This window comes from Amycolatopsis aidingensis (assembly GCF_018885265.1).
Lineage (GTDB): Bacteria > Actinomycetota > Actinomycetes > Mycobacteriales > Pseudonocardiaceae > Amycolatopsis > Amycolatopsis aidingensis.
Genome location: NZ_CP076538.1, coordinates 7,205,880 through 7,220,874, shown reverse-complemented (window position 1 = coordinate 7,220,874; position 14,995 = coordinate 7,205,880). Strand labels below are relative to the sequence as shown.

At 70.3% G+C, this 14,995-nt stretch carries 13 protein-coding genes and 2 pseudogenes; 9 read left to right on the top strand and 6 right to left on the bottom strand.

The features are described from left to right. Positions 1-76: 76 nt before the first annotated feature. The 4 genes from KOI47_RS33175 to KOI47_RS33160 form a co-directional block, all read right to left on the bottom strand. Entirely contained in the window at positions 77-559 is a 483-nt protein-coding gene (locus KOI47_RS33175) for a helix-turn-helix domain-containing protein (RefSeq protein WP_216211158.1), read from the bottom strand. 23 nt (positions 560-582) lie between these two features. Next, positions 583-1,116 carry a recombinase family protein gene (locus KOI47_RS33170; RefSeq protein WP_216211155.1) on the bottom strand — a complete coding sequence of 178 codons (534 nt, stop codon included), beginning with the start codon at positions 1,114-1,116 and terminating at the stop codon, positions 583-585. Positions 1,117-1,589: 473 nt separating this feature from the next. Then, positions 1,590-2,756 (bottom strand): TRM11 family SAM-dependent methyltransferase, encoded by a 1,167-nt coding sequence (locus tag KOI47_RS33165; RefSeq protein WP_408629967.1) that lies wholly within the window; start codon positions 2,754-2,756, stop codon positions 1,590-1,592. Positions 2,757-2,827: 71 nt separating this feature from the next. Continuing rightward, entirely contained in the window at positions 2,828-3,619 is a 792-nt protein-coding gene (locus KOI47_RS33160) for a hypothetical protein (RefSeq protein ID WP_216211150.1), read from the bottom strand. 43 nt (positions 3,620-3,662) lie between these two features. Here KOI47_RS33160 and KOI47_RS33155 point away from each other — a divergent pair, with 43 nt between their 5' ends. The 7 genes and pseudogenes from KOI47_RS33155 (at position 3,663) to KOI47_RS33125 (ending at position 12,079) form a co-directional block, all read left to right on the top strand. Continuing rightward, the gene (locus KOI47_RS33155; RefSeq protein WP_216211147.1) at positions 3,663-3,812 is read left to right on the top strand and encodes a hypothetical protein; all 150 of its coding nucleotides are present in this window, start codon (positions 3,663-3,665) and stop codon (positions 3,810-3,812) included. A 670-nt stretch (positions 3,813-4,482) separates the two neighbouring features. Then, entirely contained in the window at positions 4,483-5,562 is a 1,080-nt protein-coding gene (locus KOI47_RS33150) for a sigma-70 family RNA polymerase sigma factor (protein WP_216211142.1), read from the top strand. 236 nt (positions 5,563-5,798) lie between these two features. After that, positions 5,799-6,113, top strand: coding sequence for an Mbov_0395 family pilin-like conjugal transfer protein (locus KOI47_RS33145; RefSeq protein ID WP_408629875.1), 315 nt, complete (start codon positions 5,799-5,801; stop codon positions 6,111-6,113). Positions 6,114-6,242: 129 nt separating this feature from the next. Then, positions 6,243-8,288, top strand: a complete 2,046-nt coding sequence (locus KOI47_RS33140) for a hypothetical protein (protein WP_232376419.1) — start codon at positions 6,243-6,245, stop codon at positions 8,286-8,288. Between the two features lie 18 nt (positions 8,289-8,306). Beyond that, positions 8,307-9,569 carry a PrgI family protein gene (locus KOI47_RS33135; RefSeq protein WP_216211139.1) on the top strand — a complete coding sequence of 421 codons (1,263 nt, stop codon included), beginning with the start codon at positions 8,307-8,309 and terminating at the stop codon, positions 9,567-9,569. 9 nt (positions 9,570-9,578) lie between these two features. Further along, positions 9,579-10,760 (top strand): annotated as a pseudogene (locus KOI47_RS33130) (VirB4 family type IV secretion system protein); the annotation flags it as partial. Between the two features lie 308 nt (positions 10,761-11,068). Continuing rightward, complete coding sequence (locus tag KOI47_RS33125) at positions 11,069-12,079, top strand: C40 family peptidase (RefSeq protein ID WP_216211136.1); 1,011 nt, start codon at positions 11,069-11,071, stop codon at positions 12,077-12,079. Here the strand turns inward: KOI47_RS33125 and KOI47_RS33120 are convergent. Both KOI47_RS33120 and KOI47_RS33115 read right to left on the bottom strand, forming a co-directional pair. Then, positions 12,048-12,482, bottom strand: coding sequence for a hypothetical protein (locus KOI47_RS33120; protein WP_216211133.1), 435 nt, complete (start codon positions 12,480-12,482; stop codon positions 12,048-12,050). The genes KOI47_RS33125 and KOI47_RS33120 overlap by 32 nt on opposite strands. Before the next feature lie 98 nt (positions 12,483-12,580). Further along, positions 12,581-13,378 (bottom strand): restriction system modified-DNA reader domain-containing protein, encoded by a 798-nt coding sequence (locus tag KOI47_RS33115; protein ID WP_232376418.1) that lies wholly within the window; start codon positions 13,376-13,378, stop codon positions 12,581-12,583. 361 nt (positions 13,379-13,739) lie between these two features. On the opposite strand from KOI47_RS33115, the gene KOI47_RS33110 reads away from it, so the two are divergent. Together KOI47_RS33110 and KOI47_RS33105 are read left to right on the top strand one after the other, a co-directional pair. Then, the gene (locus KOI47_RS33110; protein ID WP_216211128.1) at positions 13,740-14,219 is read left to right on the top strand and encodes a hypothetical protein; all 480 of its coding nucleotides are present in this window, start codon (positions 13,740-13,742) and stop codon (positions 14,217-14,219) included. Further along, a pseudogene (locus KOI47_RS33105) lies at positions 14,161-14,973 on the top strand (VirB4 family type IV secretion system protein); the annotation flags it as partial. The gene KOI47_RS33110 and the pseudogene KOI47_RS33105, both read left to right, overlap by 59 nt. Positions 14,974-14,995 lie beyond the last annotated feature (22 nt).

Below are 14,995 nucleotides of genomic sequence, written 5' to 3'. Positions count from 1 at the left end.
ATGTTCCTCTCGTCCAATCCGCTGGTTGCTGTGGGCAGCAGATATGGACGCTCGTGTGCGGTCAGAGAGCCAGCCGCTAGGACGAGGCTCTTTCGTCCAGCCCGAGAAACTCGACAAGGTGCGCGACGGCGACGACGTACCGACGGCCGATGCGGGTGGTTGGGACCGGGAAGTCACCGGACCTCGCGAGCTGGTATGCCTTGGTCCGGCCGATGCGGAGCACGCGGGCGGCGGTCAGCAGGTCGGTCGTGACGCCCAGCGCGTACAGACCCTCACGCGACCACGGTGGCGGTGGTGTGGCGTCCGCGCGCGTGTGGCTGGTGAGGTGCTCGAGATCGGGGATCGCGGATCCCTGCTGCCCGGACCTGGCGGTGTCGGGCTTGGGGTGACGGTTGGGTTCTCGGCGGTGTCCCCGGTGCCCCGTCGGGCGGGTGGCGGGTGTGCTGGGGCCAGGACTGTCCGGCCGGGCGCTCAGCGGCCCAGTGGGCGGCTCGCTGACGTGCCGAGCCGAACCGGCACGGCGGGCGGGGTGGCGCGGTGCCGAGCGTGTGGTGTCCATCGGACTGTGGCACCCCCTCCGGGTTATGCGACGAGGTCACGTGGCTGGGCGAGCAGGCGATGCCGCAGCGCGCGCCGGGTGTCGGTGGTGGGGTTTTGTGCGGCCCAGAACAGGGCGGTGGTGATCAGGGCGCGGTGGGCGGGCTCGTCGGAGAGCACCCATTCCTCGACGGGTCGGAAACGACCGTTCTCGTCACGGGTGTGGAGGGTTTGGTATCCGGTGTATTTGAGGTTGGTGAGGACACCGGTCACGGTTGCGGGTTGCCAGGTGTGGGTGTGGCCGGGTGGGGGGTAGCGGTGGGGGTTGGTGTTCAACCGCAGGGTGATCTGCTCGATATCGAGGCCGGTGACAGCGCGCCAGTAGAAGATGTCCTGTACGACCGAGGCTCGGCGCGGGTCCGGGGTCAGACGGGTGCGGAGTCGGCCCCTGGTCGTGCGGGTGCCGGACACGGTCATGGTCAGGTAGCCGTACGGGGCGCGGTGCAGGTTCCAGCCCTGCCGGATCAGGGCGGCGCCGGCGTTGTATGCGCGCAGGGCGGGATGCTCGTCGCCCTCCATGACGGGTGTGGGGGTGTGGCATGGGGGCGGGACTGGCTCGGCCATCGTCGGGGTGGAGCTGCTGGGGCGGCGGGCTGTGAGCCAGCCGCGTACGCGGCGCCACCAGTGCCGGGCTGTAGGGCGGGACGAGCATGGGGTATGTGGAATGGGCATGATGGTGCTTCTCTCCAAGAAGTGCGGGTCAAGGGGCGGTGCTGGCGAGCGAGGAACCGGACCTGCATCGGGTGGTGTCGTCAGTGGAGTGGAGGGGCGGGCTCGGAGACCCTTCGGTGGTGGTGAGTGGGCCGGAGGTGTGACCGTGTGCCCGGTTCCGGAGGACCGTTCCGGCTAGGCGGCTTCGCTGGTCGTGCGGGTGGGCTGGGCGCGGTGGTCGCTCGGGGGCGGGCAGCGGTGCCGGGTGGCGGCGCGGTGGGCCGCAGCGGGGCGCCGGTAGCGGCGATCCCAGCCGCAGTCGCGACACTGCACGCGGGTGCTCATGCTGCCCGTCCCCGAGCGGTAGGCTTGCCTGCACCGTTGTCGCGGCTACCACTCGGCATGCGCGTCCGGTCGGACGGCGACGCCAGTCGATGCCCCGCGGGCTCGAACGAGCGGCGGAGAACGATCACATCTTCGTGCGCGATTAGGTGTAGCGGCAGCCCGGCCTCGCGTTGTTTGCGGATGAAGTCCCGCTGGAAGAACGAACCTCGCGCGACGAGCTCGGTGTCCGCGACGCGGGCCAGCAGCGCGACGGACCGCTCCACCGGAACGAGTCCGGCAGCCACACCGCAGGCGAGGATCTGCGAGGGCAGGTTGATCAGTTCGGAGTGTTCTCGCCACGGTCGCACGGTGATGGCCACGTGCCCACCGGGACGGAGCACGCGGACGCAGGCGGCGAGGATGCGGGCGAACCCGGCCAGCAGGCGGTGATGACCGATGTTGGCCAGGTTGCCGCGATCCAGATGGTTGCCGTAGCGATGGTGGAACTTGTGCACTTTCCCGTCTCCGGCGGGGTCGCCAGCTGTGCTGACCTGGCCGTGCAGGGAGGGCCCGTAGGGCGGGGACGTCACGACCAGTGCCACCTGGCCCAGGTACTTCGGCGGGAGCAGCCTGTCGAGTTGTCGGGCGTCTCCGGTGATCACCTCGCCGTCGTGCTGGTGGCCGCGTTCACGGGCCAGCTCGAGGTTCGCACGCGTCACCTGCACCCAGTGCGGTTCGTACTCCACACCGATGGCGTGGCGTCCGGCGTCAATCGCTTCGACCAGGGTGGTGCCGATGCCGCACATCGGGTCGAGCACGAGCTCGCCGGGCCGGGTGTAGTGGCGTACGGCGTGCGCGGCCACGGCGGGCAGCATCTTGGCCGGGTGTGCGGTCGACTCGGGCACGAAACGGCCCTTGCGTTGCGCTGCCGGGGAGGTCTGCGCGGTCACCCAGACCGAGGTCGGCAGGTCCTCCGCCCGGCCAGTGCGGGTGGCGTCCGGCGTATCGGGGTCAGTCGGGTTCGCCTCTGCCTGGTGGGGTGCCGGCTCGCGCCCGGGGTGGTCGGAGTCGAGGGCGATGATGACCGAGCGGGGGATGGGCATGGTCAGCTCGTCGATGCCGCCGCAGGCGGCCACGGGGTCAGCGGCGGCAGTGATGGTGGGGCTGGCCTGGGTGTGCGGCATGGTGCACCGGTCTTTCGTCCTGGTGTGTGTCGTGGAGCGGAAAGGCGCGTCGAGGCGCGCGGGAGGGCGCGTCATCGGATCTCCGTCGAATCGCCGGGGTCGGCCTCGCCGCCGCCCGACTCCGGGGGCAGCACGGTGTGGTGGCCGTGCGGCTGGACGAAGACCAGCACGTCGCTGTGCGTGCGGGCGTGGGGAGCCGGCAGGCCGCGGGCGTTGGCGCGGTGTCGGGCGCGCGCGTACGCGGTCTCCGCGGTGGGTGTGCTGGCCGTGTGGAGGTGGCCGTCGCGGATGGGGGTGTGCAGCGCGACGATGTGTTGGAGGTAGAGCAGGTCGGCGTTCTGCCCGGCGGCGACCATCGGCCCGGTCGGATCGACCAGCCGACCGTGATACCAGTCACTGTGTGTGTAGATGGCGAGGACGCCGCCGACGGATAACAGGCGGGCCGCGGCGAGCGCGACCCGGTCCAGCGAGCCATCGCCGGCAGGGTGTGCGGGTACGGCGGTGAGGATGAGCTCGGCGGTTGCGGTCGCGTCGCCGGGTGCGATGTCCGCTGCCGTCTCGGCAGAGTGTGCTGGGGCGGTCGACGGCGGCAGTGTGATGCCGGGCGTCGAGCGCGGCTGGTCGGTGAGGAGGTCGGCCCAGAACGGTCGCGTCGCTGTCGTCGGCGGGCCGTGGTCGGTGGCGAGGTGGGCGATCTCGCAGTCGTGTCCGAGTGCCCGGACGGCCTCGCGTGCGGCGGTGAGTTCGTCCGCGTCCCGTGGTTGCGCCGGCGCGCTCGGACCAGCTGGGGTCGTGCAGTCCTCGGTCGGGGTCGGCCATGGGAGCAACTGCACCCGAGCGTCGGGTGGTGCGAAGGCTGCCACGATTGTTTCCACAATCGGCACCGGCCAGTGGGCGTGAGGGTCGATGGGGTCGGGCCCGCACGACCAGACCGTGGCCGGGATCGGTGGGATCGGCGCGGTCGTGGTCGTCGCGCGGGTCCGGGTGGTGGCCGCAGCGCGCCGCGAGCGTGTCGTCTGGCGGGTGCTCCAGGCTGGTGCGGGGGCGCCGGGGTAGGGCGCCCTGTCCGCGGTGCGGCGCGTGCGCGGGGGTCGGGTGGCGTCGCGGCGGGCCCGTGGGCGGTCGGCCGGGGGCTGCGAGCGCTGGGTCATGAGATGCCTCCTGGGGCAAGGGCGGCCGGCGGGGTGCTGGCCAGGGTTCACGCTGTCGCTGACTAACTCCGAAAAAACGGCCTCCCGGGGACACGGGGTCGGCGAAAAATTCGAGACGTTCACCGCGGACTCCGATCACCAGAATCAGGCATTCGAGGGGGTTCGACGGGAGTGGAACGAGAGTGGACCGTGCGTTCTGCGTCGTGTCTCCAGGAAGCCACGTGGTCGGCTCGATGTCCAGACAAGAATTTCTTCGCCGTCGCGGCTCGTGAGAGCGATACACGCCAAGCCTCCCGCGGGGTGCGTGCGTCACTGCTGCCTGACCGAACATCCGGCAAGAGTTCTTCCCTGCAGCTCGGAGGGTATTTCAAAGGTCAGCAAGGAGCGGGCGGAACGACAACACCTCCCACGCAGCCTGATGTTTGAGTGCTCACATACCAGAAGTTCGGGATGTTTTCGGTGCGCTGGTGAAATGATTCTGAGGCGCCGGTGAGCCGTTGTTGGTGCGCATGTGATGCGCCCTGGATGGCTTCCTCGTGGTGTTGCGATTCCCGCACCCATCTGGAGAACCGACCATGGATTTGTCCTTGCCGGAAAACGACCCGGACGCCGGTGTTTTCTCCGCTCGCCGCGGCCCCGCGTACTACGGCGACCCGGGAGTCTTCGATGCCGCGCGGACCACGTTCGACTGGCTGGTGACCGGCCCGCATCCGGTCACCCTCGACGGCCGCACCATTCCCGGCCTGCCACCCCGCCCCCTGCGGCTGGATGAACTCGGGCGGCTCCTGCTTGCCAAGGACTGCCCCCAGGGCACACGCGACGCCTCCTGGGCCCGATTGATCACCCGCTCCCGCGCGGAGGGCGGGGCCTGGACGGTGGCCTGTGTCGGGTTGGCGCTCCCGGTGCTGCTGCCGATCGCGGCCCGTCTGACCCGCCGCTTCCGCGGCGAGGTCCATGACATTCACGCCGCGGTCCTCGACGGCTTCCTCAGCGAACTTTGCCAAGTCGACCTGGCCCGTCCCGCGATCCTGGTGCGGTTGCGCTGGGCGGCCTACCGCGCTGGCTACGCCGCCCTGCGGGAGGCCCTGGACAGCCCGCCCCCGAGCAGCAAGATCGGCTTCTGGTCGGCCGAGCCGCACCGCCCGAGTGGGCATCCCGACTTCGTCCTCGTCGCGGCTGTCGACGACGGCGCGATCACCACTGATGAGGCTGCGCTGATCGGCTCCACCCGCTTCGGCGAGCTGTCACTGACCGAGGCAGCCGAATGCCGCGGGCAGCACTACGAGGCAGCCAAGAAAGCCCGACAACGCGCCGAGCAACGGCTGGCCGCCTACCTGGCCGAGCAGACCCGCGCCACGGACGAACCGCCGACCACGGCGGACACCTGCGCCCCACGCGCGGGCTCGGCGACGGCGTCTCGGACGCCCGCGCACCCCGCCGTCCACTTGACCTCCACCCACCGCGTTCGACTACGCAGCGTCACCCGCGTGGCGCCACGACTCGCGGAAAAACTTCGCCGCCCGATGTCCCCCGAGGCCGCGAAATCCGGAGTTAGCGGACGCGGGACCCGACTGCCCGCACGGGCCCGGCACCACCGCTCGCCCCGGCCTGCCACGCGGCCGGACTCCACTCGGGAGGCCCGATCATGCGACTGACTCACCGCCACCCCCACGCTCGGTCCCTGCTGCGCCCACCCCCGCACCCGGACACCCGCCCTCGGCGACACCGCACGGCCCCGCCGACCCCAGGCACGAACACCCCGCCCCCGGGACCCCAGCGCACTGCATGCGGCGGCACGACACGTCGGGACGCTCACACCTCTCCTGCGGCCCGCGGGGTCTCCTGCCGGACGGCCCTGCGACGTCGGAGGCGTCGCTCACGCCTGCTGCTGGTGCTGGTGCTGATCGCCGCCGCGCTGGTGGTGACCGGCTCGGCCGCGTCGTCGGAGACCGTTCATATCGTCGCCTTGGCCCGCACCGTCGATGAGGTCTTGAACAACATCCGCAACTGGATTATGGGGATCCTTGCCGGGGTCGCGGTGGTGTTCCTGACCATCGGCGGACTGCGCTACCTGATGGCCTCCGGCGACCCCGGCGAGACCGAGAAGGCCAAAGGGTCGTTCAAGGCCGCAGGGATCGGATTCGGTCTTGCCGCGCTCGCGCCGCTGGTGGTCGAAATCCTCAAAGGCATCGTGGGCGGCGTGTGAATCATGTCCACACACCTGTCTTCGCACCCCGGCACGCCCGCCACCTCACCCGCTCCGTGCCCCCGGGCACGCTCGTGGCCGCGGTGGCTGCGCGGGCGGCGGTCCCGGCTCGTGGCCGTGCTCGTCACGGTGCTGGTCGGCGTGCTCGGGTTGGTCGTCTCCGCCTCTGCGGTGCCGGGCGCCCCGGCTGTCGCGGCGGGGGATCTTGCGCCGCAGCAGCCGCCCCCGCTGCCCCTGCCGCCGAACCCCGGGTGCGTGCCGGGTACCGGCGACCCCGCGTGTCAGGTGCCCCCGGGCGCACCGTCCCCCACTCCTCCGGAGACGCCGCCGTGTGAGGGTCCGAACTGCATCCCGCAGCCGGCGCCCTCAGCCCCGAACGCTCCGGGCGCTCTCCCGGCCAGCGGGCAGCAGGGCGACGGGGAGGAAGAGTGCGGCATCTTCCACCTGGGTGGCTGTGTCACCAACGCGCTCAACAGCTTCTTCCGCGGCGTCGTGGAGGACGCGCTCAACCCGCTGCTGGACCTGCTCGGCAAGACCCTGCTGACTACACCCGAGCCGGACTCGATCCCGAACCTGACGGGGTTGTGGACCGAGTCCTGGCACGTGCTGCTCGCGGGCTACGTGATCCTCGTGCTCGTCGCGGGGATGATCCTGATGGGCTACCAGACCCTCCAGACCCGCTACACGGTCAAAGAGATCGCACCACGCCTCGTGGTCGGCTTCCTCGCGGGAACCTTGTCGCTGTTCGTGGCGACCAAGGGCATCCACCTGGCCAACGCCCTCGCCCAGGCCGTGATGGGCGAGGGCCTCGACCCGAACACCGCGTCGACGGCACTGACCGACATGGTGCTGTCCGCGCTGCACGGCGGCGGCCTGTGGTTGATCTTCATCGGGCTCGCGCTCGCAATCATGATCATCATCTTGCTGATCACGTTCGTCGTGCGGGTGATGCTGACTGTCCTGCTGATCGCCGCCGCCCCGATCGCGCTGATGTGGCATGCCCTCCCCCAGACCGAGGGGATCGCGCAGGCATGGTGGAAAGCCTACGGCGGCGTGCTGGCCATCCAGATCGGGCAGTCGCTGGCGTTGGTCACAGCGTTGAAGGTGTTCTTTGTCCCCGGCGGGTTCACCGTGTTCGGCCCCAACCTCTCCGGGCTGATGAACCTGCTGCTGTGCCTGGCGCTGATGTACATCCTGATCAAAATCCCATTCTGGTGCCTGGCGCCGATACGCTCGGGCGGCCGGTCGCTCATCGGGTCGGTAGTGCGGGGGCTCATCGCGTACAAGACCATGGGGCTGCTCGGCGGGCTCGGGAGCACCGTCAGCGGCCGGGGCGGTGGGCCCGGCCGGCCTGGCGGTAGGGGCGGTGGTGCCCCAGCGGATCCTCCGGTGACGCGCTCGGGCCAGTACATGCTGCCGATGACGCTGCGCCGCATCCGCAACCCCCACCGCAACCGCACGACGCGGCGCGGGTGGGACGAGGCCGCACGCACCACGCCGTTCGCGGATCCTCGGCCGGGGCCCGGTCAGCTCTCGCTGTTCACCACCTCGCGCAGCGGCGACACGACCAAGGTCGGTCCGAACCCGCGGGCACTACCTCCGGACGATCTGCCGAATGCGCTGCCGAAGGACCAACTCGGGTTACCGATCACCGTCCGACGGGATGCCGAGCGCACCGGGCGACGGAGTCTGGCCGACGATCGCGCCGCCGGCCACCCGGCGCCGCCCCCGGTGCGCCAGCCGGGTCTGCTCACCCCTGACGGACGGATCAGCCGCCACGCGCGTCCCCCAGCACGCCTGCCCCGCGCGTTGGTCGCACCGAGCACGGGAATGCTGCCCATCCACCTGCGCCCCGCACCCGCGCACCCGACGCGGCACACGCTGGCCGACCACCTCGCCGACCCCGGCCGCACCACCCCGCCCAGGACGCCGCAGACCGGGCCGGGGCTGCTCACGCCCTCGGGCCAGGTCAACCGGGCCGCTCGCGCGCACCGCCGCCCCCCGCGGGACGCCTACACCGGCAACCGTCCGCTGGCCTCCGGCCAATACCCCTTGCCGCTCGGTGTTCAGCGGCAGCGCAAACCCGCACCGCCACCCGCCGAGCCGAAGCCACGGCGCCCGGCCGCAGGCAGGCAACTCCGGCTCCCGCTGGATCTGCCCCGCCGCCGGAAGTAAGCGAAGGGAACCTCTGCCATGTCCCATCCTGTTCGCGTTCCCGCCGACGTCGATCGCCCGGACCGCGTCCTCGGACCGTTGACGGCCCGCCAGTTGGCGATCCTCGGCATCGCCGGACTCGTGCTCTACGGCCTCTACACCCTCACCCACCCCGTCGTGCCGTTGCCGGTGTTCCTGATCGTGGCGGTGCCGGTCGGCATCAGCGTCGCGGTGCTCGCGCTCGGGCAGCGCGACGGCATGACCCTCGACCGGCTGCTGCTCGCCGCGATCCGGCAACGCCTGGCCCCACGCCGTCGGGTCGCCGCGCCGGACGGCGTGCGCGCCGCCCCGCCCTGGCTCACCGACGACCACACCACCGATGACCGGGCGGGCGGTCACCGTGCGGGGCAGCGAGCGCGCGCCGAGGGAGTGGCCCCGGCCCCGTTGGAGCTGCCCGCTACCGGCGTCAGCGAGACCGGAGTCGTCGACCTCGGTGCGGATGGGCTCGCGGTCATCGCCGCCTGCTCCACGGTGAACTTCAGCTTGCGCACCCCCGGCGAGCAGGAAGCACTCGTGGCCTCCTTCGCCCGCTACCTGCACTCACTGACGGCGCCGGTGCAGATCCTGGTACGGGCCGAACGGCTCGACCTCACTCCCCAGATCGCCGAACTCCACCACCGCGCCGGTGGCCTGCCCCACCCGGCGCTGGAGGCCGCCGCGCGCGACCACGCCGACTACCTCGCCGAGCTCACCGGCCAGACTGACCTGCTCCGGCGCCAGGTGCTGCTCGTGTTGCGCGAGCCGGTGCGCACCGGGCCCGGCACCGGCGCCCCACCCCGTGTCCCGTGGGGGCGCCGTGTCGCCCCGACCGAGGTCGACACCGCCGCGCGGCACGCTGCCGAGCAACGACTGGTACGTCGCCTGCACGAAGCGGTCGAGCTGCTGTCCCCGGCGGGGGTCGTGGTCACCGCGCTGGACGCGTCGGCCGCCACCGGGGTGCTCGCCGCGGCGTGCAACCCCGACACCTACCTCCCGCCCTCGGCCGCGCTGGCCGGGGCCGACGAGGTCATCACCAGCACCACCACCGTCACCGACCTCTACGGCCCCGACGACGCCACCGGCAGCCCGCGCGTCCGCTCCGGCTCGGCGACGTCCCCTCCCGCTGAGGGCGAGCCCGAGACACCCAGCGTCCGGTTCACCGTTCCCACCCGTCACGCCGCCGCGTCCGGGGCGGGTCCGTGGCTGCGCGATGACGAGGACTGGGACTACGACGACGAACTCACCGACGACGAAGACAGGTGAACCACCACCATGACCCGCACTCGTTCCCACACCCCCGGCACGTCCGCCTCCGCCGGGGCGTTCACCCCCGACTCGCTCTCGGTCGGCGCCCGGCATCTCGAGGTCGGCAACGAATGGGTGGCCTCCTTCGGGGTCACCGGTTACCCCCAAGAGGTCTACCCCGGCTGGCTCGCCCCGCTGCTGACCTACCCCGCCCGCCTCGACGTCTCCGTGCACATCCAACCGGTCGACCCCGCCACAGCCGCCAGCGGACTGAAGAAACAACGCGCCCGCCTGGAATCCAGCAGGCGGCACAACGCCCGCTCCGACCGGCTCGACGACCCCGATCTCGACGCCGCGGCCGAGGACGCCGCCGCACTGTCCCGCCGCATCGCCCGCGGCGAAGGCCGCCTGTTCAAGTTCGGGCTCTACTTGACGGTGCACGCACCGGACGAAGACACCCTCACCGAGGACGTGTCCGCCCTGCGATCGTTGTGCGCATCGTTGCTGCTCGACGCCAAACCCGCGACCTACCGGGCCTTGCAGGGATGGGTCACCACGTTGCCGCTGGGGCTGGACCCCTTGGGGCTCAAGCGCACCTTCGACACCGCGGCCGTAGCCGCCGCCTACCCCTTCACCTCCCCAGACCTACCCCCGACCGACCCGACCTGCAGCGCACCGTCGGGCGTGCTCTACGGCTACAACGTCGGCTCGGCCGGGCTGGTGCATTGGGATCGGTTCGCCTGCGACAACTACAACTCCGTCGTCCTCGGCCGCAGCGGCGCCGGCAAGTCCTACCTCGTCAAACTCGAAACCCTGCGCAGCCTCTACCGCCGGATCCGGCCGCCCCACGCTGACGATGGCGACGACGGCAGCGGGTGGGCCGCAGAGGGGGTCCAGGCGTTCGTGATTGACCCCGAAGACGAGTACGCACGCCTCGCCTCGGTCGTCGGCGGCACCTACCTGCATCTCGGCGCACGCGGGGTGCGGCTGAACCCGTTCGACCTCCCCATCCACACCAGCCCCCACGGTCGGCGGACAGCGCCTCAGGACGCGGTGAACCGGCGAGCACTGTTCCTGCACACCGTGCTTGCGGTCCTCTTCGGTACCGAGATCGTCGCCGCGGAGCGGGCGGTGCTCGACACCGCGATCCTCAATACCTACCACCGGGCCGGGATCACCCAGAATCCGCGCACGTGGACGCGGCCGGCCGCCACCGCCGCAGCCGACCTCCTCAACCCCCACACGCCGCATCCGAGTCCCGCCGAGGCGGTCTGGCTGCCCCTCGCCAGCGCACGAAAGAGCACCTCGCCACGGTTCGAGCTCGCCGACCTACCCGGCGCCTGGCCCCACCTCGCACCACCCACCACAAGCGCACCCAACGAGAACGCGGAACCCACCGGAGCCGAGGACGCCACAGCCATCCGCCGACTCCCCGCCCCCACCCCGATGCCGCCGCGGGCGAGCCCGAACCGGATCCGGCGAACCGACCCCTGATCCCGAACCGGAGGTGCGCACCGATGTCCGTCCTCATCAAGCTCGCCGCCGCCGCGGCAGTCGCGCTCCTCCTGCCGCTGGTGATCATCGTGCTCGCGGTCGGCGGCATCGCCTCGGTGTTCTCCAACTCCAGCAGCACCAACGCATGCGCACCGACCGGCGCCCCCACCACCAACGTGGCCGGATACGGACCCGAGCAAACAGGCCACGCCGCCACCATCGTCGCCGTCGGCAAACAGATGCACGTGCCCGAGTACGGGTGGATCATCGCCGTCGCCACCGCGATGCAAGAGTCCGGGCTACGTAACCTCAACTACGGCGACCGTGACTCGCTGGGCCTGTTCCAACAGCGCCCGTCCATGGGATGGGGCACCCCGCAACAGGTCACCGACCCCGGTTACGCCGCCACCCAGTTCTACAACCACCTACTCAAGGTGCCGAACTGGGAACACATGAGCGTCACCGCCGCGGCGCAAGCTGTCCAGCGGTCCGCCTTCCCCAGCGCCTACGCCAAACATGAACCCGCCGCGCGAGCCATCGTCGCCGCTGTAGGTTCCGGGAACTCGCACGCAGTTCCGGGAGATCATGGCCAATTCGTGAGCACATGCATTACTACTGGGACCGGAGACTGCGCCAATATCCAAGCACCGACCCCTGCGGCGATGACTGCGATCAACTATGCGTGCGGGCAGAGGGGGCTTCCGTACGTCTGGGGTGGTAATGGCACCGAGGACGGCGGATTCGACTGCTCAGGACTAACGGCCGCCGCCTACCGAGCGGCTGGGATCACCTTGCCCCGCACCGCCCATGCCCAGTTCCACGCCGGTCCGCGCGTGCCCGCCGGGCAGCCGCTGCTGCCCGGCGACCTGGTCTTCTACGGCAACCCCAACACCAAAATCCACCACGTGGGACTCTATATAGGTGGAGGTTTAATGATCGACGCACCGGACTTCGGGCAGGTGGTGAAGATCCAACCCTACGCACGCAAAGACTACGCGGGTGCTACGCGTCCAGCTGGTTTCCTTGCCGAGTAACGGGTTCCACCTCCCCGACACCAGCGTCGATCATAGCGGAGAACACTCGGCCGCCGGTGCCGACGAGCAGGATGCGCTGGGAGAACAATGGCGGGCTGGTCGCGTCGAGAGCGACGATGTTGTGATCACTGGCGAGTTCGAACAGCGCGTTGGTCACGTGACGGATGGTGGTGCGGTCCGGGTCGGCCTCGACCGACAGGCCCTCGACCCGGATCTCCAACACCTGCTGCGGCAGCACCGTGATCACGGTGCGCACGTGCGGCGGGATGCTGCCATCGTCGCGGAACTCGGCGATGTCGGCGGCCAGCCACACTGCGGCGGCCTCTAGGGCGTAGCCGGGACCGATCCCGGCGCGTGCACCCCACAGGGCAAGACAATCCACTATGGACTTATGGCGGGTCACGGCAGGACTCCTCCCAGCCGCCGGATCTGCTGTGTGGCCGAAGTTGCGCACCGCACAGCGGATCAGGCGCGGACGAAATGCGGGGCGGGATTGCGGGGCTACTGTCCACGCCGCGTCCGGAGCTCTCCGCGCAGGTCGCCGAGCGTGCGCCCGTCGGAGGTCCGTCGAAACGCGCCCCAGCCGTTCTGGTGGTTGCCCCCCAGTGCGGTGGTAGCACCGGTCGGGTTCGCGTACACCCTGCCGTCGGCGAGCACGAGCGCCCCGTCGGCCCGAATTCGGGCCGTGTGGCGTACACCGAGGTTGCGGCGATCCCAGACCAACTCCTCGCCCGCCGTGACCAGCCCGGCGTTCAGTAGTTCGGCGACACCGCCCCGTGCCCACTTGATCGGCGGGGATGAGATCGGCGGCGAGGCGGTCTCGAACCGGACGCTCGTCTCGCTGAGGTCGCAGTGCAGCCCCATGACGGCGGCGGCAGTGGGTGCGACGAGGCGGGGCCAGTGGTCGTCGAGTCCGCACCAGCGGCCGACACGTTGCCAACGGCCCTGGTAGGCCAGCAGCATCTCGATATCGGCGGCGTCGTCGCGGGGCAGTGGGTCGGCCGGGTGGTGCAGGCGTACGACGAGGTCCCCCTCGTACAGGTCATTCGCCGGGGGCTGCTGCGGTACCCAGTGCCCGGTGAACAAGGCCACCTCGCCCGCGCGGTCGGGGTCGGTGTCGCCGATGATGTCCACCGCCGAGACGAGCATCGCCCACACGTCGTCGGGGCACCGCATCGGCGGGGCACTGGACGCTGGGGCAAGGATGATCGTGTCCGGCGGCAGCCCTTCCCAAGCCCGTGTCGAGGCCTCGTCGTGTGGCTGTGACGCCCCGGCAGTCGCGTTGGCGGGATCGGACACGGGAGCGGATGGTGATGCGTCTACGGCCGCGCCGGGGGCCGTGTCGAGGGGGTTGGGGGTGTCGCGGTCGGTCGACATTGCCTATGCGCACCTTTCGGTCCCGGGTGTGGGTGGGCCTGCTGGCCCGATGTGTATGGACGCTTCGTTGCCGTGGATTTGTCAATGCCCCTGCGCGCGACACCGTCGAAATGGACCCGTGTGGCGCAGCAATTCCCAGCTCCACGCGAATGTGACCGGACCGCCATAGTTGGCGGAGAATGGCCACGGTAGTTGGCGGAGTCGTTGGCTCCTCTTTCAGGTAGTCTCGATCCGGCGCTCCGGGTGTGCCAGTATTTCGTGTTGTTGACCGGCCGGTACCAGGATGAAGGAACTCGGCGTCCGCTGCCGACTACGGTCCCCGCGTCCGCAACCGGTTCGGTTCGGCATCCAGCACATCCCCCAGCACCTACTACCGGAATGGCACACCGAACACCTCGCCCACATCACCGACGTCAAACCTCAACTGCTGCGCCGCGCCGCAGCGGTCCGCCTCGCGCTAATGTGTGTCGGCGGCTATGCCACCGAGGCCGCCGGACTCCTCGGAATCCCTTACTACACCAGCGAAAACGCGCTCGCCGTCGTCAAGCAGAAACTTCAAGGCCGAGCCGCCGACGCCTTCGACACCGTCATCCACAGCATCGCCTACCACCTCGACACCGCGACCACCCGGAGCGACTACGGCAAACGACGCGACGCGCTCAAAACCTGGTCATTCCCGCCCGACGAATGGGAAACCCTGATCGCCGGCACCGTTGTTGCGGGACCTGCGCGAGGCCCTCGCCACGGCCGGGGACCAGGGTGACTCGGTAGCGGCGGATCTGGCTGCGCGGCTGCATCCCTTCGTCGACGGCGCGTTCAAGGACCTGTTCGACGGGCCAACCACCACCACACCCGACGGGCACCTGGTCGTGTTCTCCCTGCGCGATCTGCCCGAGGAGTTGAAGGCGATCGGCACCCTGCTCACCCTGGACGTCATCTGGCGCCAGGTCAGCAATCCGGCGCATCGCAGACCCCGGCTGGTCGTGGTGGACGAGGCGTGGCTACTCATGCAACAACCCGAAGGCGCGCAGTACCTGTTCCGCATGGCCAAAGCCATGCGGAAGAAGTGGGGCGGGCTCACCGTGGCCACCCAGGACACCCCGGACCTCCTCGCCAGCGACCTGGGCAAAGCGGTCGTGTCCAACGCGGCCACCGTGGTGCTGCTGCGCCAGTCCCCACAAGCCATCGACGAGATTGCCGACACCTTCGACCTCGCAGACGGCCAACGGCAGTTCCTGCTCTCGGCCGAACGCGGCCAGGGACTGCTGGGGTCGGGCACCGAGTGGGTGGCGTTCCAATCCCTGGCCTCACCGACGGAGAACTATCTGGTCACCACCGACCCGGCTGAGCTTGCGGCCTTCGACGACCAGAACCCCGCGAGGGATTCCGGTCTCGATGAGGCTTATGTCGATCTCGGCCCCGAGGACTCCTCCGCTGCGCGGCCCCGCACGGACACCACCCGGGGCCACGAGGTCGACGCCGACGACGACGTCCAGGTCGAGCTCGACGCAACCTAGCTCGCCATCCATCTCCCTCGCT

Bases quoted from the DNA above. Each gene is read 5' to 3' on its own strand.
- KOI47_RS33175 (WP_216211158.1), bottom strand. From the start codon at position 559: ATGGACACCACACGCTCGGCACCGCGCCACCCCGCCCGCCGTGCCGGT.
- KOI47_RS33170 (WP_216211155.1), bottom strand. From the start codon at position 1,116: ATGGAGGGCGACGAGCATCCCGCCCTGCGCGCATACAACGCCGGCGCC.
- KOI47_RS33165 (WP_408629967.1), bottom strand. From the start codon at position 2,756: ATGCCGCACACCCAGGCCAGCCCCACCATCACTGCCGCCGCTGACCCC.
- KOI47_RS33155 (WP_216211147.1), top strand. From the start codon at position 3,663: ATGGGGTCGGGCCCGCACGACCAGACCGTGGCCGGGATCGGTGGGATC.
- KOI47_RS33150 (WP_216211142.1), top strand. From the start codon at position 4,483: ATGGATTTGTCCTTGCCGGAAAACGACCCGGACGCCGGTGTTTTCTCC.
- KOI47_RS33135 (WP_216211139.1), top strand. From the start codon at position 8,307: ATGTCCCATCCTGTTCGCGTTCCCGCCGACGTCGATCGCCCGGACCGC.
- KOI47_RS33125 (WP_216211136.1), top strand. From the start codon at position 11,069: ATGTCCGTCCTCATCAAGCTCGCCGCCGCCGCGGCAGTCGCGCTCCTC.
- KOI47_RS33110 (WP_216211128.1), top strand. From the start codon at position 13,740: ATGAAGGAACTCGGCGTCCGCTGCCGACTACGGTCCCCGCGTCCGCAA.